Source organism: Thioclava sp. 'Guangxiensis', assembly GCF_045348365.1.
GTDB lineage: Bacteria > Pseudomonadota > Alphaproteobacteria > Rhodobacterales > Rhodobacteraceae > Thioclava > Thioclava kandeliae.
In genome coordinates this window covers 227,357-251,945 of the sequence record NZ_CP155823.1, presented here as the reverse complement: position 1 = coordinate 251,945, position 24,589 = coordinate 227,357, and the positions used below count along the sequence as shown (strand labels likewise).

23 protein-coding genes are annotated in these 24,589 nt (G+C 63.0%); 14 read left to right on the top strand and 9 right to left on the bottom strand.

Annotated features, from left to right (window positions below):
- Positions 1-5 precede the first annotated feature (5 nt).
- The 4 genes from ABEB22_RS14675 to ABEB22_RS14660 form a co-directional block, all read right to left on the bottom strand.
- Complete coding sequence (locus ABEB22_RS14675) at positions 6-1,049, bottom strand: LacI family DNA-binding transcriptional regulator (RefSeq protein WP_339114993.1); 1,044 nt, start codon at positions 1,047-1,049, stop codon at positions 6-8.
- A gap of 42 nt (positions 1,050-1,091) precedes the next feature.
- Positions 1,092-2,609 carry a tripartite tricarboxylate transporter permease gene (locus ABEB22_RS14670; RefSeq protein ID WP_349295718.1) on the bottom strand — a complete coding sequence of 506 codons (1,518 nt, stop codon included), beginning with the start codon at positions 2,607-2,609 and terminating at the stop codon, positions 1,092-1,094.
- 15 nt (positions 2,610-2,624) lie between these two features.
- Positions 2,625-3,044 carry a tripartite tricarboxylate transporter TctB family protein gene (locus ABEB22_RS14665; RefSeq protein WP_339114991.1) on the bottom strand — a complete coding sequence of 140 codons (420 nt, stop codon included), beginning with the start codon at positions 3,042-3,044 and terminating at the stop codon, positions 2,625-2,627.
- A 109-nt stretch (positions 3,045-3,153) separates the two neighbouring features.
- Entirely contained in the window at positions 3,154-4,197 is a 1,044-nt protein-coding gene (locus tag ABEB22_RS14660; RefSeq protein WP_339114990.1) for a hypothetical protein, read from the bottom strand.
- A gap of 252 nt (positions 4,198-4,449) precedes the next feature.
- On the opposite strand from ABEB22_RS14660, the gene araD reads away from it, so the two are divergent.
- From araD to ABEB22_RS14635, 5 genes are all read left to right on the top strand, one after another.
- On the top strand, positions 4,450-6,189 hold the full coding sequence (gene araD, locus ABEB22_RS14655; RefSeq protein WP_339114989.1) for an L-arabinonate dehydratase: 1,740 nt from the start codon (positions 4,450-4,452) through the stop codon (positions 6,187-6,189).
- Positions 6,190-6,199: 10 nt separating this feature from the next.
- Positions 6,200-7,099 carry a dihydrodipicolinate synthase family protein gene (locus ABEB22_RS14650; protein WP_349295717.1) on the top strand — a complete coding sequence of 300 codons (900 nt, stop codon included), beginning with the start codon at positions 6,200-6,202 and terminating at the stop codon, positions 7,097-7,099.
- Positions 7,100-7,124: 25 nt separating this feature from the next.
- On the top strand, positions 7,125-8,654 hold the full coding sequence (locus ABEB22_RS14645; protein ID WP_349295716.1) for an aldehyde dehydrogenase (NADP(+)): 1,530 nt from the start codon (positions 7,125-7,127) through the stop codon (positions 8,652-8,654).
- A gap of 74 nt (positions 8,655-8,728) precedes the next feature.
- On the top strand, positions 8,729-9,769 hold the full coding sequence (locus tag ABEB22_RS14640; RefSeq protein WP_349295715.1) for an SMP-30/gluconolactonase/LRE family protein: 1,041 nt from the start codon (positions 8,729-8,731) through the stop codon (positions 9,767-9,769).
- 25 nt (positions 9,770-9,794) lie between these two features.
- Positions 9,795-10,505 carry a ribonuclease activity regulator RraA gene (locus ABEB22_RS14635; RefSeq protein WP_339114985.1) on the top strand — a complete coding sequence of 237 codons (711 nt, stop codon included), beginning with the start codon at positions 9,795-9,797 and terminating at the stop codon, positions 10,503-10,505.
- A gap of 67 nt (positions 10,506-10,572) precedes the next feature.
- Here the strand turns inward: ABEB22_RS14635 and ABEB22_RS14630 are convergent, their stop codons facing one another.
- The gene (locus ABEB22_RS14630) at positions 10,573-11,223 is read right to left on the bottom strand and encodes a pyridoxamine 5'-phosphate oxidase family protein (protein WP_349295714.1); all 651 of its coding nucleotides are present in this window, start codon (positions 11,221-11,223) and stop codon (positions 10,573-10,575) included.
- A gap of 60 nt (positions 11,224-11,283) precedes the next feature.
- Here ABEB22_RS14630 and ABEB22_RS14625 point away from each other — a divergent pair, with 60 nt between their 5' ends.
- Entirely contained in the window at positions 11,284-12,729 is a 1,446-nt protein-coding gene (locus tag ABEB22_RS14625; RefSeq protein ID WP_349295713.1) for a PLP-dependent aminotransferase family protein, read from the top strand.
- Positions 12,730-12,797: 68 nt separating this feature from the next.
- A complete protein-coding gene (locus tag ABEB22_RS14620) occupies positions 12,798-13,709 on the top strand; it encodes an alpha/beta hydrolase (protein ID WP_349295712.1) in 912 nt (303 codons plus the stop codon).
- Here ABEB22_RS14620 and ABEB22_RS14615 read toward each other — a convergent pair.
- Positions 13,706-14,194 carry an Lrp/AsnC family transcriptional regulator gene (locus tag ABEB22_RS14615; protein WP_339114981.1) on the bottom strand — a complete coding sequence of 163 codons (489 nt, stop codon included), beginning with the start codon at positions 14,192-14,194 and terminating at the stop codon, positions 13,706-13,708. The genes ABEB22_RS14620 and ABEB22_RS14615 overlap by 4 nt on opposite strands.
- Before the next feature lie 126 nt (positions 14,195-14,320).
- Between ABEB22_RS14615 and ABEB22_RS14610 the strand changes: the two genes are divergently transcribed.
- Both ABEB22_RS14610 and ABEB22_RS14605 read left to right on the top strand, forming a co-directional pair.
- Entirely contained in the window at positions 14,321-15,280 is a 960-nt protein-coding gene (locus ABEB22_RS14610) for a DMT family transporter (RefSeq protein WP_349295711.1), read from the top strand.
- Positions 15,281-15,353: 73 nt separating this feature from the next.
- Positions 15,354-16,130: a sulfite exporter TauE/SafE family protein gene (locus tag ABEB22_RS14605; protein WP_349295710.1), complete on the top strand. Its 777-nt coding sequence runs from the start codon at positions 15,354-15,356 to the stop codon at positions 16,128-16,130.
- A gap of 113 nt (positions 16,131-16,243) precedes the next feature.
- Here the strand turns inward: ABEB22_RS14605 and ABEB22_RS14600 are convergent, their stop codons facing one another.
- Complete coding sequence (locus ABEB22_RS14600) at positions 16,244-17,650, bottom strand: amidase (RefSeq protein WP_349295709.1); 1,407 nt, start codon at positions 17,648-17,650, stop codon at positions 16,244-16,246.
- Positions 17,650-17,895 carry a hypothetical protein gene (locus ABEB22_RS14595; protein WP_339114977.1) on the bottom strand — a complete coding sequence of 82 codons (246 nt, stop codon included), beginning with the start codon at positions 17,893-17,895 and terminating at the stop codon, positions 17,650-17,652. The genes ABEB22_RS14600 and ABEB22_RS14595 overlap by 1 nt, the downstream gene beginning before the upstream one ends.
- Before the next feature lie 497 nt (positions 17,896-18,392).
- Here ABEB22_RS14595 and ABEB22_RS14590 point away from each other — a divergent pair, with 497 nt between their 5' ends.
- From ABEB22_RS14590 to ABEB22_RS14570, 5 genes are all read left to right on the top strand, one after another.
- Entirely contained in the window at positions 18,393-19,946 is a 1,554-nt protein-coding gene (locus ABEB22_RS14590) for an ABC transporter substrate-binding protein (RefSeq protein WP_349295838.1), read from the top strand.
- Positions 19,947-20,024: 78 nt separating this feature from the next.
- The gene (locus tag ABEB22_RS14585; protein WP_339114976.1) at positions 20,025-20,978 is read left to right on the top strand and encodes an ABC transporter permease; all 954 of its coding nucleotides are present in this window, start codon (positions 20,025-20,027) and stop codon (positions 20,976-20,978) included.
- Positions 20,979-20,981: 3 nt separating this feature from the next.
- Complete coding sequence (locus ABEB22_RS14580; RefSeq protein WP_349295708.1) at positions 20,982-21,869, top strand: ABC transporter permease; 888 nt, start codon at positions 20,982-20,984, stop codon at positions 21,867-21,869.
- Positions 21,856-22,929, top strand: a complete 1,074-nt coding sequence (locus tag ABEB22_RS14575) for an ABC transporter ATP-binding protein (RefSeq protein ID WP_349295707.1) — start codon at positions 21,856-21,858, stop codon at positions 22,927-22,929. Before ABEB22_RS14580 ends, ABEB22_RS14575 begins: the two co-directional genes overlap by 14 nt.
- Complete coding sequence (locus tag ABEB22_RS14570; RefSeq protein ID WP_349295706.1) at positions 22,926-23,921, top strand: ABC transporter ATP-binding protein; 996 nt, start codon at positions 22,926-22,928, stop codon at positions 23,919-23,921. The genes ABEB22_RS14575 and ABEB22_RS14570 overlap by 4 nt, the downstream gene beginning before the upstream one ends.
- On the opposite strand, the gene ABEB22_RS14565 is transcribed toward ABEB22_RS14570, so the two are convergent.
- Entirely contained in the window at positions 23,907-24,563 is a 657-nt protein-coding gene (locus ABEB22_RS14565; protein ID WP_349295705.1) for an aspartate/glutamate racemase family protein, read from the bottom strand. The two genes, ABEB22_RS14570 and ABEB22_RS14565, sit on opposite strands and share 15 nt — an antisense overlap.
- Between the last annotated feature and the right edge of the window lie 26 nt (positions 24,564-24,589).

Sequence of the window (24,589 nt, the reverse complement as noted above, 5' to 3'; positions counted from 1 at the left end):
CGGGCTCAGGCACTTTCACGCCGCACGATCCGGAATCCCAGATCGTTACAGGGCGCAGCGACCTCCTCGTCGCGTAGCCGCGCCAGAAGCGCATCCGCAGCGACCCGCCCCAATGCAGGCCGATCCACACGCACTGTCGTAAGTGAAGGCACGAGATGTTCTGCGAAATCCTGATCGCCAAAGCCCATCACAGCCAGATCCTCGGGAACTTTCAATCCACGCTTGCGTGCCTCGATCATAACCCCATGCGCCAGCATGTCAGACGAACAGGCGATGAGCCCGCCTTCGAAGCCATGCTCGTCGATCAGCCTGCGCAGGGAATCCCGCCCGCCGGCCAAGGATGCGGTGGCGGCCCATGTGACCGAGGGCACGTCCTGTCCGGTCAACTCGGCATAGCGCTTGGAAAAGGCCGCGCGACGGCGTTGGGCGCGCTCGTCATTGGCAGAGACCGTCGCGACCCTGTCATAGCCTTCCTGCACCGCGAATTCGGCCATAGCCCGTCCGGCCTCGCTATGGCTGAAGCCCACGCAGAGATCGATCGGCGTATCGGTCAGATCCCAGACCTCCACCACCGGAATATCGGCGCTCAGGAGCATTTTGCGGGTCTGGGGGGTATGATGTATGCCGGTCAGATAGATAGCATCGGGACGGCGCGAAAGGTGGGTGGCCACCAGCTTCTCCTCGTCCTGAGCCGAGAAACCGGTCTCGGACAGAAGGATCTCGTATCCCTGTTCGCGCATGATCTGGCTGAAACCCTGCACCATCGCGGCATGCACGACATTGGTGATCGAGGGCACGATGGCCGAGATCAGATGCGATTTTTGCGAGGCCAGCGCACCAGCGACGGCATTGGGCACAAAGCCCGTCATCTCGATCGCCTCGCGGATGCGTGCCATCGTCTCGGGCGACACTTTCGACGGGTCCGAGAGTGCACGCGACACGGTCACTTGCGAGACCCCCGCCAGCTTGCCGATCGTGGTCATGGTCACGCGCGCCCCGGATTTCCGACCCGCGGCGCGCTTTTTTACTGTGTCAGGCTCTTTATCCATACCGGCTATATTCCTACGCGGAGAAGAGCGCTGCAATGGGGATCAGTGATCCTTGTTCTCGAGTTCGGCTTTCTTCTTGGATGCGGAGCGGTTGAGCCACACCGAGCCTGCAATCGAGCCGATAATCATCAACCAGAGCACAACCGCAATCGGGCTTTTGGTGAAGAAGATCGTCACATCGCCAAAGCTCTCGAGCGTCTTGACGAAATAGACCTCTGCCGACGGACCGAGGATGAAGCCGATGATGAACGGAGCCACCTCCAGTTTGAGCCGGGACATCAGCCAGCCGAAGATGCCGAAGATCAGCAGCGTCCAGACGTCGAACATGATGCCGTAATTGATGGTATAGGCGCCCACCACGCACATCATCAGGATGATCGGGAACAGGATATGTTTCGGGATCATCACGACTTTTGCGAAATAGCGGATCGCGAAATACATCATCACGAACATCGCGATATTGGCAATGAGCATTGCCCAGATGATCGCATCCCATGTCTGGGGGTTGTTGCCGATAAAGAGCGGCCCGACCTGAATGCCCTGAAGCGTGAAGGCACCGATCAGCAGCGCGGTCGTGCTGTCACCGGGGATCCCGAGCGACAGGAGCGGCACCAGAGCCCCGCCGGTGAGGCCGTTATTACCCGATTCGGAAGCGATCACGCCCGCAGGCTCGCCCTTGCCGAAACGCTCTGGATGCTTCGAGAAGGTCTTGGCGTTGGAATAACTCAGGATCGAGGCCGCAGATCCGCCGACACCGGGAAGAATGCCAACGAAAGTCCCGATACATCCCGACCGGATCAGATTGACCCACTGACCATTGAACACCTTGAGCGAGAACCGCTCGCGCTTGCCTACATCGACATTGCTGCCCTTGAGGCCCGGCGGCACACCGATCTGCGCCTCCTCGAGGATCGCTGCCAGACCGAACAGCCCGATCAGCACGGGCAGGAGCGAGAAACCGTCCTGAAGCCAGTATTCTGTGCCCGGCGGGATCAGGCGCCAGTGGCCATTGCCACCATTGGTCACGTCATAGGTGCCGATCAACGAGATGAAGATGCCCAGAACGCCCGAGAAAATGCCCATCAGCATATCCGAGCTGAGCGCGGCCATCACGGTCAGCGCGAAGAAGATGATCAGGAACTTCTCGACATAGGAGAATTTAATCGCGAAATTCGCAAGTGTCGGGGCGAAGAAGTTGAGGATCACAAGAGAGACGAGACCGCCCACCAGCGAAGCGCAGATCCCGATCTTCAGCGCTTTTTCCGCATGTCCCTGCTGGGCCATCGGATAACCGTCGAGCGTTGTCGTAATCGAGGAAGGTGTGCCGGGGATGCCAAGTAGGATGGCAGGCACCAGACCGCCCGAAATACCCCCCACATAGAGCCCCAGAAGGAGCGCCATACCGTTATTGAGGCCGAGCGAATAGGTGATCGGCAGGCAGACGGCCACCGCCATGGTTGCCGTCATACCGGGGATGGACCCGAAGATGATCCCCACAAACACGCCGCCCAAGATCAGCAGGACGAAGAGCGGGGTAAGAAACTGGAATATATCCGACATTTATGCCTCCAGAACTCAGGGCAGCGTCAGGAAGAAGAGATTGGTGAAAAGCCACCAGACGATGGTCGGGGCCAGCACGGCCACGATCAGCACGGGGATCATGGGGCGCAGCGAACGGTCATGCATGAACAACAGACCGGTAAGCGCGACATAGGGGATCGAACAGAGCAGGAAGCCAAGCCCCGTATTCGGCCACAGATTTCCCACCGGAACCATGGTCGAAAAATAGATCACCGTCAGGACAATCGTGCCCAAAAAGCGGAACTTGTCCATCGAGCAGGCGATCCGGCGCCAGTAGGTTCCCGACGCCAGAATGGCCTTGTGATCACGGATCACGATCGCCAGCCCCAGAAGGCCGAGAATGATCCCGATGAGCGTCGGAAAGATCAGATGCGATGTTTCGAAGTTGATTTTGACATGTGTCAGGTCGCCCATGAGAACCTCCTAATCCCGATAGCCTGTCGCCTGCGCGACCAGTGCCCAAGCGACACGAAAGGAACCGGACCCCTCCATGAAGGATCCGGTCGATGCAGCACGGAAAGGCTCAGTTCGAGATGTCGTTGATGACTTTACCGTAAAGCTCGCGCTTCTTCTCGAGCTCTTCACGCGCTTGCGCGGAGGGCTTGAAATCGGGGATGAAGAAGGCTTCGGTTTCTTTCTTCTGCAGCTCGCCCTCGTCGTAGATCTCCTTGAGCGCCGCATCGATGGCATCGATCATCGCCGGATCGGTGTCTTTGTTGTAAATGAAGAAGAACTCCTTGTCGAAGATGAAGTCCTCGTTCTCGTTGAGCGGCACATGCGTCTGGGGCGAGGCATATTTGAGCATGTCGTCACGGGTCAGCTTGCCCATCCCTTCTTCGGGCGCCTGCGCCAGCGTGTCGGGCGCGGAGGTCAGCCAGATGAAGCGCATGGCTTTCTGGTCATCGGCGGGCAGCTGGGTGAACTGCTCGTTCGACTGGATCGAGCCATTGATCACATCCGCAAGACCATCCCACATTGCCTGATTCTTGTCCGACTGCGAACCCGTGTTGACCGCGACGATATTATCGCCCGCGCCCGCCTTCATCACATTGGCTGCGTTCTTCATAGCCGAGAAGCCCAGCTCGGATACACCACCCGGCTGGATCGCCACACGGATACGGGTGCCATCGACGGCCGCTTTCAGGATATCATCCATGCTCTGATAGGGCGAATTCTTCGCCACGAGATAGGCGTTGGCGGGGTTGATCGCCACGGTCGGGCCGATAGCGAAGTGGGTGAAGGGATTGACGAACCCCTGACCTTTATAAAGCTCTCCCAGATAGGCGAAGTCGTGGAACATCATGATGGTGGTGCCACGCTTGTCGCGCTCCAGCGCCTTGAAGGCCGCCGTTGCGCCCACGGCGTCAACCTTGACGTTCACACCCAGCTTTTCTGACAGGGCATCCGCGACCATCGCCGAGATCTGATAGGTATCGCCGCCCGTCGATTTCGAGCCGATCACCATGCGGATATTCTTCGGCAGGTTCTGCGCCGATGCGATGATCGGCTGGGTCAGCAGGGCCGTCGCGCTCAGCGCGCCGATCATCAGTCTGCGTGTCAGTTTCATATAATCCTCCCAGACCGCGTCATGGCGGCCCTCTCCGGTTTGATCTTTTCCAGTTGGGCGACCTGCCGGTCTCCTCAGGCGGCAGGTTCGAGCGTATGTATACGCATACATATAGCTTCATCATATTTTCCCCCATCCTGTCAAGCATCAGAATCCAGCAATCTATCTGTGAATAAATTATCGCCCAAATTGATTGACATCGTCAAATGTATGCGCATACATAACCTCAAATAGGAGGATTGGAGGATACTCATGTCGACTCGTAAGAAGTCACCGGATGACCTACGTTCGTCGCGCTGGTTCGGGCCGGACGATCTGCGCAGCTTTGGCCACCGTTCGCGGATGATGCAGCTGGGCTACTCGGAGGAGGAGTTTCGCGGCAAGCCCATCATCGGCATTCTGAACACCTGGTCCGAGCTGAATTCCTGCCACTCGCATTTCAAGGAACGCGTGGTGGATGTGAAACGCGGCGTGCTGCAGGCGGGCGGGTTCCCCGTCGAGATGCCCTCGCTCTCGGTGGACGAATCGTTCAACAAACCGACCTCGATGCTCTATCGCAACCTTCTGGCTATCGAGACCGAGGAGCAGATCCGCGCGCATCCGCTTGATGGCGTCGTGCTGATGGGCGGCTGCGATAAAACCACGCCCGGCCTCGTGATGGGCGCCATCACCGCAGGTGTGCCGATGATCTATCTGCCCGCCGGCCCCATGCTGCGCGGCAATTACGCGGGCAAGATCCTGGGCTCCGGTTCGGATGCATGGAAATACTGGGACGAGCGCCGCGCCGGCAATATCTCGGATCAGGAATGGCTCGGCATTCAGGGTGGCATTGCGCGCTCGGCCGGGACCTGCATGACCATGGGCACCGCCTCGACCATGACGGCGATCACCGATGCGATGGGCCTCACCCTGCCCGGCGCCTCGTCCATTCCGGCGGTCGATTCCAATCACCAGCGCATGGGGGCCGATTGTGGGCGCCGCATCGTGGACATGGTCTGGGAAGACCTGACGCCCGACCAGATCATCACCGAAGGGTCCGTGCGCAACGCAGCCATCATCGCAATGGCCACCGGCTGCTCGACCAATGCCGTGGTGCACCTGATCGCGATGGCGCGCCGCGCGGGCGTCGATCTGACGCTCGACGATCTGGATGCGCTGGGGCGCAACACGCCGCTCATCGCCAATGTCCGCCCCTCGGGCAAGGACTATCTGATGGAAGATTTCTTCTATGCCGGCGGTCTGCGCGCCTTGATGAAACAGATGGAGGACCGTCTCGACTGCTCGGCCATGACCGTCACCGGCAAGACGATGGGCGAGAATCTCGAGGGCGCGCAGGTCTATAATGACGATGTGATCCGTCCGCTGTCGAACCCCGTCTACAAAGAAGGCTCGCTGGCCGTCCTGCGCGGCAATCTCTGCCCGGATGGTGCGGTGATCAAGCCCGCGGCCTGCGATCCGAAATATTATCACCATGAAGGTCCGGCGCTGGTCTTCGACAGCTATCCCGAAATGAAGAAAGCCGTCGATGACGAGAACCTCGAGGTGACCCCCGACACGGTCATGGTGCTGCGCAATGCAGGCCCTCTGGGCGGACCGGGCTTCCCCGAATGGGGCATGCTGCCGATCCCCAAGGCGCTGATCAAACAGGGCCACCGCGATATGCTGCGGATCTCGGATGCGCGGATGTCGGGCACCTCCTATGGCGCCTGCGTGCTGCATGTGGCGCCCGAATCCTATGTCGGCGGTCCATTGGCGCTTCTGAAGACCGGCGATATCGTGCGGATGGACCTGGAGAACCGCCGCCTCGATATGCTGGTGGACGAGGAAGAGATCGCCCGCCGCCGTGCCGAATGGACCCCGCCCGCTCCCCGCTACGAGCGCGGTTATGGCTATATGTTCTCCAAACATGTGACCCAGGCCGATAAGGGCTGCGATTTCGACTATCTGCAACGCGATTTCGGTGCCACCGCGCCCGAGCCGGATATCTTCTGAGGAGTCACCCATGAAACACGATCTGGACAAAGCTCTGGGCGGGATCTCGGGGATTCTCGTGACCCCCTACGATGACAAGGGCGACATCGCGCCCGCCAAACTTGAACCGATACTCGATCGGGCGCTGGAGGCAGGTGTGCACATGCCGGTCGTCAACGGCAATACCGGCGAGTTCTACGCGCTGACCACCGACGAGGCCTGCACCATGGTGGCCGAGGTATCCCAGCTGATCGGCGACCGCGCACCGCTTCTGGCGGGCGTGGGGCGCGGGATCAAGGATGCCTGCCGTCTGGCCGAAGCCTCCGCCAAGGCAGGCGCCTCGGCGCTGATGGTGCACCAGCCGCCAGACCCGTTTGTCTCGCCACGCGGCACGGTGGACTATGTGCGTCAGGTTTCGGAGGCCTCGGGCGGGCTTCCCCTGATGCTCTATCTGCGCAATGATGCGATCGGCACCGATGGCATCAAGGCGCTGTGCGACCTGCCGGGCGTGAAGGGTGTGAAATGGGCCACGCCCAACCCGATGAAGATGGCTGCGGCCATCGAGGCCTGCGATCCGTCGATCACATGGGTCTGCGGTTTGGCCGAAGTCTGGGCACCGCCGCTCTATGCGCTCGGGGCCCGCGGCTTCACCTCCGGGCTCATCAATATCTGGCCCGAGCGCTCGATGGCGATCCATGCCGCTTTGGAGGCAGGCGATTACCCCAAGGCCAATGCGCTGATCAACGAGATGAAGCCCTTCGAGGACATCCGTGCCGAAGAACTGAACGGGACCAATGTCACGGGCGTGAAGGCGGCGCTGCAGGCTCTGGGGCGCGATTGCGGCCCGACCCGCGCGCCCTCCGCATGGCCCCTGACCGAGACACAACAGGCCAAGATGCGTGGCTTCCTCAGCGCCAACGGCCTTCTTTAACTCTAGCCACCAAAGGAGAATTCCAATGGACGGACAAGCAGTCTTCAAACCCCATGGCCGCCACCTGATCGCGGGCGAGTGGGTCGCCACCGAAAACACTTTTACTTCCGAGCCGGCCCACGGCCCCGCGCATGAGTTCAGCACCGGCACCGTCGAGCTGGTCGGTCAGGCCTGCAAAGCCGCCGAAGAGGCGTTCTGGACCTATGCCTATCTGACCCGCGAGGAACGCGCCAAGTTCCTCGACACCATCGCCGACGAGATCAATGCCCGCGGCGATGCGGTCACCGAGATCGGCACGCAGGAAACCGGCCTGCCCGCAGGCCGCCTCGAGGGCGAGCGGGGCCGGACCACTGGCCAGCTGAAGATGTTTGCCGAGCATATCCGCAAGGGCGACTATCTCGATATCCGCCACGATAAGGCCCTGCCCGACCGCCAGCCGCTGCCGCGCCCCGATCTGCGCCTGATCCAGCGTCCGATCGGTCCGGTGGCCGTGTTCGGCGCCTCGAACTTCCCGCTGGCCTTCTCGACCGCAGGCGGGGATACCGCCGCGGCACTGGCCGCAGGCTGCCCCGTCGTGGTCAAGGGCCACTCGGCGCATCCGGGCACCGGCGAGATCATCGCAGAGGCGATCCTAGCCGCCGTCGAGAAATGTGGCCTGCCCAAGGGCGTCTTCAGCCTGATCCAGGGCGGCAACCGTCAGGTGGGCTCGGCGCTGGTGCAGCATCCCGACATCAAGGCCGTGGGCTTCACCGGCTCGCTTGGTGGGGGCCGTGCGCTCTTCGACCTCTGCGCCCAACGTCCCGAGCCGATCCCCTTCTTCGGCGAGCTGGGCTCGGTCAACCCGATGTTCGTCCTGCCCGAGGCCGCAAAAGCCCGTGGCGAGGCGATCGGCACCGGCTGGGCGGGCTCGCTCACCATGGGCGCGGGCCAGTTCTGCACCAATCCCGGTATTGCCGTGGTGGAAAAGGGTGCTGATGGCGATGCGTTTGTCGCCGCTGCCGTCAAGGCGCTGAAGGAAGTCGGCCCGCAGATCATGCTGACCGAAGGCATCGCCAAAGCCTATCGCGATGGCCAGTCGCGCTTCGAGGGCCGCAATGCCGTGCGTCCGCTGGTCGAGAACGAGAATGCGGGCCGCGAAGCCAAGCCCCTTCTCTTCGAGACCGATGCCGAGACCTATCTGCAGGATCACGCGCTTGGCGAAGAGGTCTTCGGGCCGCTGGGTCTGGTGGTGCGCGTGGATAGCGCCGAGGAGATGCTGGGCCTTGCCCGCGGCTTCGAGGGGCAACTGACCGCGACCATGCAGCTTGATGCGGGCGATGCCGCCCTTGGCCGCCGTCTGCTGCCGATCCTCGAGCGCAAGGCGGGCCGTGTCATGGCGAACGGCTTCCCGACCGGCGTCGAGGTCTGCGATGCGATGGTCCATGGCGGCCCCTATCCGGCCTCGACCAATTTCGGCGCAACCTCGGTGGGCACGATGTCGATCCGTCGCTTCCTGCGCCCTGTCTGCTTCCAGAACATCCCCGAGGGCGTCCTGCCCGAAGATCTGGACCTCTGAGATCTCTTGCGGGGCGGCGTAGAGGAGGAGCCACGCCGCCCCGCACCATCATCCGAACCTGAGGAGGAGCAAGGATGACCCACCCTACCCGTAGAACGGCCCTGACCGGAGGCCTGAGCCTTGCGGCAACGCTGATGACAAGCCGCGCATTTGCCGGCGACTGGAGCCCGTCGCTGCGTTATCCGGATCCGGCAGTCGAGATCCTCGACCCCGAATTTTCCAAATACCGTATTTTCAATTCGTCCGTCGAACGTCTGGCGACCGGCTTCGGCTGGATGGAAGGCCCCGTCTGGGTGGCTGACGGGCGCTATCTTCTGGTCAGCGATATTCCCAATAACCGACTGATCCGCTGGGACGAGGTCACCGGGCAGGCCTCGACATTCCGTCAGCCTTCCGGCTGGTCGAATGGCAATGCGCGCGATCTCGAAGGACGGCTGATCACCTGCGAAGGCGGTATGCGTCGCGTGACCCGCACCGAGCATGACGGCACGATCACTGTTCTGGCAGACAGTTACGAGGGCAAGAAACTCAATTCGCCCAATGATCTGGCCGTGAGCGCCGATGGCAGTGTCTGGTTTACCGACCCGCCGTTCCAGATCTCGAATTACTACGAGGGCGAGAAGGCCGAGCAGGAACAACCCCATCACGGCGTCTACCGGATTGCGCCCGACGGCTCCCTCAGCCTCGCACTCTCCGATCTGCAGGGCCCCAACGGCATCACCTTCGCGCCGGGAGGCACGGTTGTCTATATCGTCGAGGGCCGTGCCAAGCCGGATCGTCTTGTCTGGGCCTATGACCTTCAGGACGGAACGCTTGCAAACAAGCGGCTCCATATCACCGCACTCACCGCAGGGGCGCTGGATGGCATCGCCTGTGACGAGGATGGAAACCTGTGGTGCGGCTGGGGCAGCACCGGAGGCGAGGGTGGCAATTCGGAAGCACAGGACGGGGTGATGGTCTTCAACCCCTCAGGCAAGCCCATCGGCCATATCCATCTGCCCGAACGCTGCGCCAATCTCTGTTTCGGCGGCACATACGGCAACCGCCTGTTCATGGCCTCGAGCCATTCGATCTACGCCGTCTACGTGAATACACGGTCGGCCCAACCGCTTTAAGCATCTTCCGGAAAGGAACCCAATCATGAAAGAAGAAACCCGTGAGAAACTGATGGGCGTCTCGGTGGCCACCCTTGCCACGGCGCTTTTCAAGCGCGGCCTGCGCAATCAGGTCATCCAGGGCGTGCATCCGGTCGGCTGGAAGGGCAAGAACATGGTGGGGCCCGCCTTCACCCTGCGCTACATGCCCGCGCGCGAGGACCGCAACCCGATCACCTGCTTCCGCAACGCCGATCACCCGCAGCGCGTCGCCATCGAAAGCTGCCCTCCCGGATCGGTTCTGGTGATGGACAGCCGCAAGCAGGCCGCTGCAGCCTCGGCCGGTGACATCCTGATCACCCGCCTGATGATGCGCGGTGGCGTCGGCGTAGTCACCGATGGCGGCTTCCGTGACGCGGCCACGATCGCGGATCTCGAGATCGCGGCCTATCACACCCGCCCCTCGAGCCCGACCAACCTCACCAATAACGAGGCAATCGGCATCAACGAGCCGATCGGCTGCGGCGATGCGCCGGTCTTCCCGGGCGACATCATCGTGGGTGATGCGGATTGCGTCATCGTGATCCCCGCAGATATCGCCGACGAGATTGCCGATGAGGCCGTCGAGATGACCGCCTATGAGGATTTCGTGGTCGAGCGTGTGAAAGAGGGCGAGACGATCATCGGTCTCTATCCCTGCACCAAGGATCAGCATCAGGCCGATTTCAAGGTCTGGCGCGAGAAGAACGGTCGCTAAAACGCCCCTTACGTTTTAGTGCCTTAGCCCCCCTGCATCTCCTTGGATGTAGGGGGGTGTCTTTGTTTTACAGGGTAAAATCGCGGACATGGTCGGGCAGTTCCACGCCCTCGCAGTTGCGCGGATCGGGGATCGGCGCGCCCACCTGCATATGGACCGGAATGACACCCGCCCAGATCGGCAGATCGTAATCGGCCTCCTCGTCGACCGGAGCGCCGGTGCGGATCTTGGCGCTGGCCTCGGTAATCTCCATCCCCAGAACCATGGTGGCTTTCAGATCCTGCGCATGGTCGGGGCGCAGGATGTCATAGCGTCCGGGGAAGAGGCTGTTGACGAAATTGCCCAGCTTGCGGTGTTTCTCGGCATCATCCTCGACCTTGAAGGCGCGGCCATAAAGCGTGACCGAGCGCGAGTTGACCGAATGGTGCATGCCCGAGCGCGCCATCACGAACCCGTCCAGAATGGCCACATTGAGACAGACCTCCATATCGCGTGAATTTTTCAGCGCCCGCGAAGCCGCAGAGCCGTGCCAATAGATATGGTTGCCCTCGCGCCATTGTAGCGTGGGCGTCACAAACGGCTTGCCGTCGATCACATAGCCCACCGAACACATCGGCTGCGCATCGAGGATGGCATTGACCGTCTCGCGGTCGAAATGCCCGCGGGTATGGCTGCGCCGCAGGCGGGTGCGGTCGGTGACGGGGAGGGTCTCTGACATGGTATCGGTCCAATCTGCTACTTGCACCAGTCCTTCTCGCCGCCTATTGGTTATAGATAAATGACCAATTCAGACAATTCACACCAGTCCAATTTGCAGCGCGACCTGTTCGGGCTGAGCCTTGATGCCGCCGCCCGCGACACGCTTCAGAGCCAGCTTATGGACGGGCTGCGACGCAAGGTGTTGGGCTCTGCGCAATATTGCGGGCTCAGGCTGCCTGCCAGCCGTGTGCTGGCGGCCGAGCTGTCGGTCTCGCGGATGACGGTGCAGATGGTCTATGACCAGCTGGTGGCCGAAGGCTATCTGGTGACACGGCGCGGTGCGGGAACCTTTGTGGCGCAGGATCTGCCGCATCTGGCGCGCGTCGAGGTGCCCGCGCCGCTACAGCCTCCCGCACCCCGTGCATGGCCTCCTTTCCAGACCTCGCTCCCCGATCTGTCGCTGATGCCCCATGCGCAATGGGCGCGCCATCTGGACCAATCCTGGCGCAACCCCGAGCCCGCCCTTCTGGCGCGGCCCGATCCGTTCGGCTGGTATCCCCTGCGCGCGGCGATTGCCGATCATCTGGGCGCATGGCGCCAGCTCGCCTGCCGCCCCGAACAGGTGGTGATCACCTCGGGCGCGCGCGAGGCTTTCGAGATCATCTTCTGCGGGCTCCTGCCCGAGGAAACCTGCGCCGCCATAGAAGACCCCGGTTGGCCGCGGATGCGCCATGCGCTCATCGCCGCCGGCAGCCGCCCCCTGCCCTGCCGCATTGATGCCGAGGGCTTCGACAGCCGCCTGATCCCGCCGCAGGCCCGCGCGGTGATCGTGACCCCCTCGCGCCATTACCCGACGGGGCGCAGCCTCGGGCTGCCGCGCCGGATGGCCCTTCTGGACTGGGCTCAGCGCAGCGGCGGGCTGGTCATTGAGGATGATTACGACAGCGAGTTCCGCTATCGGGGCCAGCCCCTGCCCACGCTGGCGGGGCTGGATGGCAAGAGGGTGGTCTATCTGGGTAGCTTCTCGAAACTCCTCAACGCGCAGATGCGGCTGGGCTATATGGTCCTGCCGGAGGCGCGGGTGCCCGAGGCCCGCGCCCATCTGGGCCGTCTTGGCGCACAGGCCTCGCTCACGCCGCAACCCGCGCTGGCACGGCTGATGCAATCGGGCGAGTTCGGTGCCCATCTGCGGCGGATGCGCAGGGTCTATGCCCGTAGGCAGGCGCATCTTCTGGCCGCGCTGGCTCCGGTGGCTGATCTTGTAGAACTGGCCCCCCATATGGGTGGAATGCATCTATGTGTGCCCCTGAAACCGGCATTGGCCAAGGTCGTAACCGACCGCGCGATCTGCGCCGAGGCCACCGGCCAAGGCCTGGCAATCGGCGCGCTGTCCACGCATTGCCAGCTGCCTGATCCTCTTTCAGGATTGCTTCTGGGCTATGCCGGCTTCGATGAGGACACCCTGTCGGAGGCCGCAATCCGTCTGGGCCATATCCTTCGGGCAGCCTCTCTCAACGGCTTGTGACCTGCACGTCCTTTCCGTGCGCGCCCACACCCTTATCTACTCTCCCGAACATGAAGAAGGGGTTCAGGATGGATCTGCACGGATATACCCGAGGCGCGGAAGTGATCAAGGTCGCAGGCGATAGCCCGAGGATCGAAATGACTTCGGGCATACACTATGCGCAGATCAAACATGCCAGAGGCTTCCGCCAGTTGCGGATGTCGGTCATCCGCGAGGCTGAGGCCCGAAACCGCCCCGCCATTCTCTATTTTCCGGGCGGTGGCTTCACCAGCGCCGATCACGACAAATATTTGCAGATGCGTACGGCGCTGGCGCAGGCTGGCTTCGTGGTGGCAGCGGCAGAATACCGCACTGTGCCCGATGTTTTTCCGGCTCAGGCCGAGGATGCGAAAGCCGCGATCCGCTTCCTGCGCGCCCATGCCGAGACGTTCGGGATCGATCCCTCCCGCATCGGCGTGATGGGCGACAGTGCGGGCGGCTATATGGCGCAGCTGGCCGCGACCGTGACCGGCGCGGAATATGAACGCGGCGACTATCTCGACCAGCCCTCGGACGTGCAGGCTGCCGTCACGCTTTACGGCATTTCGGACCTGTCGGATATCGGCGCCGGACTGCCGCGAGAGGCGGCCGCAAGCCATGCCTCGCCCGCGGTGACGGAGGCGCTGATCGTCAATGGCCCCGCTTTCGGCCCGTCACTCGGTGCCACCGTGCACGACACCCCCGAAAAGACCCGCGCGGCCAGCCCCATCGGTCATGTCGGCCCCCATTCTCCGCCCTTCCTGATCCTGCATGGAAGCGCCGACAGGCTGGTCTCGCCCGAACAGAGCGCCAAGCTCTACCGTGCGCTCGGATCGCACGGGGTCGCGGCACGCTATTTTCTGGTCGAAGGTGCGGGGCATGGCGACAGCCCCTGGTATCAGCCGGACATCATCGCCCGCGTCACGCGGTTCTTCTACGAGACATTGCGGCGCGGCGATTAATCCCTGAGGTGGCTGGTTGGCAGGGCCGTGGTGTATTTCACCTGATCGAGCGCGAAGCTCGACCGGATATTCGCGACACCGGGGATCTGGGTGAGGAAATTCATCACCAGATCCTGATAGCGGAAGAGATCCTCCACCACGACCCGAAGCATGAAATCCTCCGAGCCGGTCATCAGGTAGCACTCCATGATCTCGGGCCGGTCGCGGATCGCATCGGTGAAGGTCTTCAGCGTCTTCTTCTCCTGCTTCTCCAGCGTCACATGCACGAAGACATTGACCATCAGCCCGAGGCTGACCGGATCGACCAGAGCCACCGAGCCACGGATCACGCCTTTCTCGCGCATCTCCGCCACCCGCCGCCAGCAGGGCGAGGCCGATAGATGGGCGCGCTCGGCCAGCTCGGCATTGCTGAGTTCGCTATCTTGCTGCAGCGCATCTAGAATGCGCAGGCTGGCCTGGTCCAGATCGGCGGGTTTTCGGTTCAACTTTTCTCTCACTGGCGCAATTTGGGTCAGATTTACCGATAGCATCGCAAAATCCGAAAACAAAGACGCATTTCACCGCGCGGGTTCCGCAAGAATGGGGGCAGACAGATCCATTCGAGACACAGCATGCTTACCCTCGCCGCTCCCCGGTTTTTCCACACCCATCCGATGGCCCGCACCGGCACCGTTCTGTCGGTGATGGTGCTTTTATGGGGGCTCAGCTGGCCCGCCACCCAGATCGCGCTGATGCAGATTCCGCCGCTCTGGCTGGCCGCGTTCCGGTTCGGCTCGGCGGCATTGTGCCTGTTTGCCTTCGTCGCGCTGAAAGGCGGGCTGAAACTGCCCGCACGCGCCGATCTTCCGATCGTGCTCAGCATGGGGCTCTTACAGATGACCACCTTCACCGGTCTGGGCATGATCGCGATGACGGTCACCGACACAAGCCATGCGGTGCTTCTGGCCTATACAACCCCGCTCTGGACCCTGCTTCTGGGTTGGGCAGCCTTTGGCCAGCGTCCCGACCGCCAACAGATGCTGGCACTTGGACTGGGGCTTTTCGGGATCGCGCTGGTCTGCTCGCCACTCGAGACCGACTGGAGCCAGCCCGGTGCCTTTATGGGCGCGGGCTTCCTGCTGGTCGGAGCCGTCGCATGGTCGGTGGTCATCTTGCATGTGAAACGCCACAGATGGCAGGGCTCTGCCCTGTCGCTCGCGCCATGGCAGATGGCACTTGCCACGCTGTGCCTCGGCGGGGCGGCCCTCATGATCGAAGGTCCTTCCTCCCGCATCCGCTGGAGCGGCGAACTGGCTGCTATGCTGGTCCTCATCGGCCCTGTCGCCACCTCGCTCTGCTTTGTGCTCGCCGCCGAATATGGGCGCCGGATCTCGGCGTTCGCGATGTCGAATTTCACGCTGGGCGTGCCGCTGATCGGGATCGCGGCATCGGTGCTCCTTCTGTCAAACCATCTGTCGGGCATCTTCCTCGCGGGGCTTACGATGGTTTTTTGCGGCATGGCGCTGGCCGCCCGCACCGCAGGACGCAGCGGCCCTTCTCACCCCCCTGTGATGGACCGATGCAAAAGCTAGGTGACAATGTCACCGTCTCCGGTCATGCCTTTGCCTATTGAGGAGAAAACGCCATAGCCGGAGCGAGTTACCCATGTATGACCTATTCCATTATGCGCTTGGAGGGCTGTCGGGCGCGCTGGTCGGACTTGTGCTGGGCCTTGTAGGCGGCGGCGGCTCGATCCTTGCCGTGCCATTGATGGTCTATGTGGTGGGCGTCGCGAACCCGCATGTGGCGATCGGCACCTCGGCATTGGCGGTGGCGGTGAGCTCCGCAGCCAATCTGGCTCTCCATGCCCGTGCCCATACCGTCAAATGGCGCTGCGGTATGATCTATGCAGGCGCGGGGATTCTGGGCGCGTTCGGCGGATCGAGTTTCGGCAAATCCGTCAACGGCCACCAGCTTCTTTTTCTCTTCGCGCTGGTCATGATCGTGGTGGGTGTGTTGATGCTGAAAAACCGCAAGGCCGAGGGCCTGGCCGGTGCCCAATGCGGGCGACACAACGTGGCCAAGGTCGCGGGATACGGTCTGGGCACCGGCGCGTTTTCCGGCATTTTCGGGATCGGCGGCGGCTTTCTGATCGTTCCGGGGCTGATGGCCGCAACCCAGATGCCGGTGATCAATGCGGTCGGCACGAGCCTCGTGGCGGTGACCGCCTTCGGTCTGACCACGGCGCTCAATTACGCGGCATCCGGACTTGTTGCATGGGGGATCGCAGCCACCTTCATCGCGGGCGGCGTCATCGGGGGGCTGGCAGGCACCGGCCTTGCGCGCCGGTTATCGGGCAAGGGCGCGCTGACATCGGTCTTCGCGGCCCTGATTTTCGTGGTGGCAGCCTATATGCTTTACGAAAGCTGGAGCTCGTTCTGAGCCAAAAGCGCAAACAATTTACTGCCGTCCTGAAGCCGCCCCTTAGGCGTTGCCGGGTCCGGTCTTGATGTGGCCGGTATCTGGATCACGATGCAGCGGTGCGCGCCGCCCCCTCAATAAGCGGGACGTTTGGCAACCCAGCCTGCCATCTGCTCATAAGCATGGCCGATCCGCAGGAGCATCGCCTCGTCGAAAGGCCGCCCCACGAATTGGGCCGAAAGCGGCAATCTGTTTGCACCAAAGCCCGCAGGCAGCACAAGCGCGGGATGGCCCGTACCGTTGAAAGCACTGGTCAGCGGAGCCTGTTTGCGCCACGGCAGGTCATCGACCTCCGCGACAAGAGGCGCAGGCCCGCCCATCGGCGAACACAGGATCGCATCCGCGCCGGTGAGCACCTTGGTCACCTCGGCGCTCAGGATCGGGCGCAGCCGCTGGGCGGTGACATAGTGACCGCCGGTGGCAAAGGCGCCCATCATCAACCGCTCGCGGGTGGTGCGGCCATACTCCTCGGGACGCTCGCGCAGATCCTTGCCGTGGATCGACACGCCTTCGGCCTGAATGATCGCCCATGTCATCGCATCCAGAAGCTCGCGTTCGGGCAGGCTGACCTCGATGATCCGCGCGCCAAGTGCCTCGAGCACGGCCTCCACCGCGTCAAGCGCCGCCATCTGTTCCGGTCCCACACCGGCCAGCGCGTCGAATTCGCGGGCACGACCGATGGTCAGCCCTTTCAGATCGCCCGACAGACCGGCGCTGTAATCGGGCACCGGCTGGCGGCTCGAGGCCGCATCATTTGCGTCGTGGCCCGCAAGCGCCTGCATTGCAAGCGCGCAATCGGCCACGGTGCGGGTCAGCGGGCCGGCATGGTCCATACTGAACGACAGCGGCACGATCCCGCGGCGCGAGACGCGGCCATAGGTGGGCTTCAGCCCCACGATCCCGTTGCAGGCCGCAGGCAGCCGGATCGAGCCGCCGGTATCGGTGCCCATCGCGAGGCCCACCATGCCCGAGGCCACCGCAACCCCCGAGCCCGAGGACGAGCCACCCGCAAAATGCCCGGTATTCCACGCGTTCTTCGCATTGGGGAAGGGCAGCAGATCGGTCGGACCGCCACGCGCGAATTCATGGGTCGAGAGCTTGCCCAGAAACACCATACCTGCCGCATCAAGCCGGTCGGCGGCATCACTATTCTCTTCCGCCATATGATCGAGACGCAGTTTGGAATGTGCGGTCGTGCGCATCCCCGCCACATCGTAGATATCCTTGAGCGCATAGGGGATGCCGGTCAGCGGCCCCGCCTCGCCCCGCGCGATCCGCAGATCGGCATTGAGAGCTGCGGCCCGGGCGCGCGGCTCGGCCAGCGCGATGAAGGCATGCAGCTTGGAGTCCAGCGCCCCGATCCGGCCAAGCGCTTGCTCCAGCAGCTCGACCGCCGAGATCCGGCGCGCCTGCAGATCGGCCGAGGCCTGCGTGAGATCGGGCATCGCCTCGGGAAGCCGCGTCAGGGTGGTGTTGGTCATTATGCCTTCTCCACGGATGCGACCACAGGTGCAGGCGTCCAGACGGGGCCCGGTTCGAGGTGCTGCGGAAGGGCGGCATCGAGGCGGGCCATCAGCGCGCGATAGGCTTTGAAGCTTTCGAACATCACGGCGTCCCGCTCGGGCTCGATGACAAACTTATGGAGCGCGAGGGCTGTTTCATACTCACGCCGCAGAGCCTCATCTCGGGACATATCTTCGGGTGGGGGAGCGGCAGTCTGGGGCATTGTCTATCCTTCTGGGAGCCTGACAGACTGGGGGACTGACAGGAAAGCGCATCTGCGCCCCCCACCCTCTCGTGGTGAACCTGCTGATACAAATGAGAAAATCTCATCCTTGCAAGAACCCTGATTGTAGCGGTGCCAGATGTCGAGCGCAAAGTGGATTCGCGCTTTTCCCGCATGATGATGACTTAAAATTAATCGTTTGATCAAATCCATGCGTAAGCAACAGGCAGCTGAAGGCTATCCCGCGTTTTGGCCGCTCCATCCCTTCCCGCCCGATCACAAGCCCGCTTAGCGTGCTTGCAGAAGGTCAGCCCAATTGACCCGCCCCATCCGGTCCGCGCCGCGCGCATCCGGCAATCAAAGAAGCCACGCTTCGATCGGGCACTATCGGCCCGTCAACAGAGAGGAAGATTCCCTTGCTTAAACGTCGTTCCCTTTTGAAACTCGCCGGTTCCGCGCTGGCGCTTTCTGCCGTGGCGCCCTGGACCGGAGCCGTTATGGCCCAGACGGCAGGCGGTGGCGGGACGCTGCGCATCGGGATGACGGCGGCGGATATTCCGCTGACCACCGGCCAGACCGATCAGGGCGGCGAAGGCATGCGCTTCATGGGCTATACGGTCTATGATGCACTGATCAACTGGGACCTGACCTCGGCCGACAAGCCCTCGGGCCTGATCCCGGGTCTGGCGACCGAATGGACGACCGACGATACCGACAAGACCAAATGGACCTTCAAGCTGCGCGAGGGCGTGAAATTCCATGACGGGTCCGAGTTCAACGCCGATGCGGTCGTGTGGAACCTCGACAAGCTTCTGGATAGCGAGTGCGCGCAATATGATCCGCGCCAATCGGCACAGGGCAAATCGCGGATTCCGGCTGTTGCGAGCTATAAGGTCATCGACCCGATGACGGTGGAGATCACCACCAAGGAACCCGACGCGACCCTGCCCTACCAGCTGGCATGGATCGTCTATTCGTCGCCCGCAAACTGGGAAGCGCAGGGCAAGGACTGGGAAAAGGTCGCCTATCAGCCCTCGGGCACGGGCCCGTGGAAGCTGGCAAGTTTCGCGCCCCGCGAACGCGCCGAGCTGGTGCCGAACCCCGATTACTGGGACAATACCCGCATGGCCCAGCTCGATAAGATGATCCTGATCCCGCTGCCCGAGCCGAATGCCCGCTCGGCGGCGCTGATGTCGGGGCAGGTCGACTGGATCGAGGCGCCCTCGCCCGACACCATCCCTGCGATGCAGGCCAATGGCTTCACCATTTCCTCGAACGCCTACCCGCATAACTGGACATGGCACCTCTCGCGCCTCGAGAACAGCCCGTGGAACGATATCCGTGTGCGCAAGGCCGCCAACCTCGCCATCGACCGCGCAGGGCTGAAGCAGCTTCTGGGTGGGCTTATGATCGAGGCCAAGGGCTTCCTGCCGCCCTCCTCGCAATGGTTCGGCAACCCGACCTTCGAGGTGAAATACGACCCCGAGGCGGCCAAGGCGCTCCTTAAAGAGGCGGGCTTCGATGACACCAACCGCGTGAAGCTGAAGGCGCTGATCTCGCCCTCGGGCTCGGGCCAGATGCTGCCCTTGCCGATGAACGAATATATGCAGCAGAACCTCGCGGATGTGGGGATCGATGTCGAGTTTGTCGTGGTCGAGTGGAACCAGATGATCAACCTGTGGCGGGCGGGTGCTGCCGATCCGGGCTGTCAGGGAGCGCAGTCGATCAATTTCAGCTATTTCACCCAAGACCCCTTCACCGGTCTGATCCGTCACCTGTCCTCGGCACTGATCGCGCCCAACGGCACCAATTGGGGCCATTATAGCGACCCCGAGATGGATGCGCTCTTCTCGGAGATCCGCACCACCTTCGACAGTGCCGCGCAGGATGATGTGCTGCGCAAGACACATGAGAAATTCGTCAACGAGGCACTGTTCCTGATGGTGGCCCATGATGTGGCCCCCCGCGCGATGAAACCCACGGTGACGGGCTTCGTGCAGGCGCAGAACTGGTTCCAGAACTTCTCCAGCATCACCATGAAATCGGCCTGACCGATGCTGCGCTCCTGCGGGGGCGCGGCCCAGCCTTTGCGTGTTGTGCCAAGGCTTTCCTAATGAAAGACCCCAGCCATGTTCAGCTATATCCTCCGCAGGCTTTTGCTTGTGATCCCCGTGGCCTTCGGTGTGTCGGTGATCTGTTTCCTTCTGGTGCAGATCGCGCCGGGTGACCCGCTGACCTCGATTATGCCGGCGGAGGCCACAGCCGAGGAGCAGGCCGCGATGCGCGCCGCCTATGGGCTCGATAAGCCGCTTCCGGTGCAATATGCGATCTGGGCGGCGAAGCTGGTGCATGGTGATATGGGCAATTCCATCGCCTCCGGACGGCCCGTGGCCTCCGAGGTCTTCGGCGCGGTGAAGAACTCGCTCCTGCTGGCGGTTGCGGCGGCGATCATCGCCTTTCCCATCGGCACAATTCTGGGCTTCACGGCGGGTTATTTCCGCGACACTTGGGTGGACCGGCTGGTGACGGGGGTCGCGATTGCCGGTGTCTCGGTGCCCAATTACTGGCTGGGGATCGTGCTGGTGATCATCTTCTCGGTCACGCTGGGCTGGCTGCCGGCAATTGGCGCAGGCCCCGGGGGCTCGCAGCACTGGGCGTGGGATTTCGAGCATATCCGCTATCTTATCCTGCCCGCCATCACGCTCTCGGTGGTGCCGATCGGGATCATCGCACGCACCATCCGTGCGCTTGCCGGTGACATCCTGTCGATGGAATTCGTGCAGGCGCTCTATGCCAAGGGGATGAGCCGTGGCGATGTGCTCTGCCATGTGGCGCGCAATGCCGCCGCCACCGCGCTCTCGGTGATGGGCCTGCAGATCGCGCAGCTCTTGGGCGGCTCGATCCTGATCGAGACTGTCTTCAACTGGCCGGGCTCGGGGTTCCTTCTGTCAAACGCGATCTTCCAGCAGGACCTTCCGCTGTTGCAGGGCACCATCCTTGTACTGGCGATGTTCTTCGTGATCTCCAACCTTGTGGTGGATGTGGCGCAGGCCGCCATCGACCCGCGTATCAAAAGGGGCTGATGCATGAGCCTTGCCGAAAGCGCCTCCGATATCTCCCCCGTCTCCACCAAGGGCAATGGCTACTGGGCGGGCGTGCTGCGCCGCCTGCGCCGTGACCCCGTCTCCGTCGTCTGCCTTGCCGTCATTCTGGCGCTGATCCTCGCGGCAGTGCTTGCGCCGTGGCTGGGGCTGCAGGATCCCTATAAGGGTTCGATGATCGCACGCCTCAAACCCATCGGCACCGAGGGCCATCTGCTTGGCACCGACGAACAGGGCCGCGATATGCTGGCACGCCTGATCTATGGCGGACGGCTCTCGCTGTTCATGGGGCTGGTGCCGGTGGTGCTGGCCTTCTTCATAGGCGGCGCTCTGGGGGTGACCGCAGGCTATGCGGGCGGGCGCGTGAACACTGCCATCATGCGGGTGGTCGATGTGTTCTTTGCCTTCCCCTCGGTGCTCTTGGCCATCGCCATCTCGGGCTCGCTGGGCGCGGGCGTGACAAACAGCCTCGTCTCGCTCACCATCGTTTTCATCCCGCCGATCACCCGTGTGGCCGAAGCGGTGACCTCCGGTGTGCGCTCGCTCGACTATATCGATGCGGCCCGCGCCACGGGCGCCAGCGCGCTCACCGTGATCCGCGTGCATGTGCTGGGCAATGTGCTCTCGCCGATCTTCGTCTATGCAACCTCGCTGACCAGCGTCTGCATGATCCTCGCGGCGGGGCTGTCGTTCCTCGGGATCGGGGTAAAGCCGCCGCAGGCCGAATGGGGGCTGATGCTGAACACGCTCCGCTCGGCTATCTATATCAACCCGTGGCTCTCGGCCCTGCCCGGCGTCATGATCTTTGTGACCTCGCTCTGCCTGAACCTGCTGAGCGACGGGCTAAGGAGTGCGATGAATGTCCGTGATTGATTTCGTAGAAAACACGGGCACCGACCCGCATGCCCTACCCGACCGTGGCGGTCCGCAACAGGCGCTGATGACGGTCAAGGACCTGCGCAAGCATTTCCCGATCAAGGGCGGGGTCCTGGGCCGGACGCAGGCGCATGTGCAGGCCGTCGATGGCGTCTCCTTCGAGGTCCGCAAGGGCGAGACGCTGGGCATCGTGGGCGAATCCGGTTGCGGCAAATCCACCACTGCGCGGCTCCTGATCGGCCTCACGCCCAAGGACGCGGGCGAGATCATCTTCGATGGCGATGGCCTTGGCGAAGGGCTATCGCTGCGCGATCTGCGGCGTGGGGTGCAGATGGTGTTTCAGGACAGCTATGCCTCGCTCAATCCGCGCATGACGATTGCCGATAGCGTGGCTTTCGGTGCGCGTCAGGCGGGGATCAAGGACCCGATGTCCAAGGCGCAGGCGATGATGCGCCGTGTGGGGCTCGACCCTGCGCGCTTTGCCGGTCGCTATCCGCATGAACTGTCCGGCGGACAGCGCCAGCGGGTGAATATTGCGCGGGCCTTGGCGATGGCCCCGCGGCTGGTGATCCTCGACGAGGCGGTCTCGGCGCTCGACAAATCGGTCGAGGCGCAGGTGCTCAACCTCCTTTCGGATCTGCGGCGCGATCTGGGCCTGACCTATATTTTCATCAGCCATGACCTCAATGTGGTGCGCTATATCTCGGACCGCGTCCTGGTGATGTATCTGGGCGAGGTGGTCGAGGTGGCGCCGGTGGACCGGCTCTATGCCAATCAGGCCCATCCCTATACGCGCTCGCTGTTTTCCGCGATGCCCTCGATGGATCCCGAGAACCGCACCGAGGCCCCGCCCCTTGCGGGCGATCCGCCCAATCCGATCAACCCGCCCTCGGGCTGCCGCTTCCATACGCGCTGCGCCTTTGCCGAGACGATTTGCGCGAAAAAGGTGCCCGCGCTGGCACCGATGAAGGACGCGCCCGACCATCTGGCCGCCTGCCATCTGCTGGATGCGCATTCGGGCCATTCGAAAGCCGGCACATGGGAGGCTGCGGAATGAAGGATCTTGCGGACAAGACCGCGCTTGTGGATATCGAGGCGCTGAATGTGCGCTTCAGGACCGACAGGACCATCCATGCGATCACCGATCTCAGCTTACGGCTCGAACAGGGGGAGACGCTGGCGCTTTTAGGGGAATCCGGATCGGGAAAATCGGTGACGCTGCGCACCCTCTTGCAGCTTCTGCCGCCCAAGCGGACCCAGATCGAGGGCGGGATCTCGGTCAACGGGCAGGATGTGGGCGCGTTAAAGGGCCGTGCGCTACAAGCCTTCCGCGGGCAGGATGTGTCGATGATCTTCCAGGACCCCGGCCTGGCGCTGGACCCCGTTTACACAGTGGGCGCGCAGATCGCCGAGGCCGTGCGCCGCCACAAGAAAGTGTCCAAACCCGAGGCGCGCGAGATCGCGCTCGATATGCTCAAGCGCGTGCGCATCCCCTCGCCCGAGCGGCGGATGTCGAACTACCCTCATGAGCTGTCAGGGGGTATGCGCCAGCGGGTGATGATCGCGCTCGCACTGGCCTGCCGCCCCAAACTGCTTCTGGCCGACGAGCCCACCACGGCGCTCGATGCCACGGTGCAGATCCAGATCCTGCTGCTGTTGCGCGAATTGCAGCGGGATTTCGATATGGGCGTGATTTTCGTGACCCACGATATCGGCGTGGCGGTCGAGGTCAGCGAGCGGATCGCGGTGATGTATGCGGGCGAGATCGTCGAGGAAGGTACGACGCTCGAGGTCATCAAGAACCCGCGCCATCCCTATACCCAAGGTCTGCTGGCGGCCAATCTGCATGATGTGGAAAAGGGCACGCGCCTCCATGCCATTCCGGGGGCACCGCCCGCACTCGAGGCGCGGCCCTCGGCCTGCTCCTTCGCGCCGCGCTGTCCGCATGCGCGCGCCGAATGCCATGCCGCGCGTCCGCCGGTCGTGGAGCTCGGCCCCCGCAGACGCGTGGCCTGTGTGCTGGCAGACGGCGGTCTAGCCGCCTGCTAGCAGGCGGACCATATGGCGGATGGCAGCGGGGATCGGGGCAATGATCGGCAGCCCTGTCTCGGCCTCCAGCCGCTGCGCCACCTGCGCCAAGGGTCCGCCGCCGATGATGACCGCCTCCGCGCCCTTTGCCGCCTCCGCCTCGGCCGCGCGTTTGAGGGCCTCAAAAAGCGCCTGCGGATCGGCGGTCAGAACAAAGGGATCGCCTCCGGTATAGCTGATCCCGCTCAGCTGCGCGGCCCTTCCCGAGGCGGCAACCCGCGCACGGATGGCCGCATCGAGCGCGGGCGTTGTGGTGGCAATCCCGAAACGCCGTCCGTCACGCCCCGCCTCCAGAAAACTCGCCTCGCCGATCCCCGTAACGGGGCCATCATGCTGCGCGCGGAGCCTGTCCATTGCCGGATCACCAAAGGCCGAGACGATGATCCCCGCACGGGGCGGCAACGCCTCGGCCATCGCCAGAACCTGTGCCTCGCAGGCGGTGAGGGTCTCCGGCGTGGTCAGCATCGCGGGGCCGGTGCTGGCCGTGCGTCCCTCGAGGGCAATCGCCCGATCCCCGAGCATCTCCTGCCCGATATGAACCATCCGGGCCGTTGTGACAGTCGAGCTGTTGGGGTTGATCATCACAACAAGCGGCTTGTCCATGAGGGCGCTCCGGCAGGGGTTTCGGC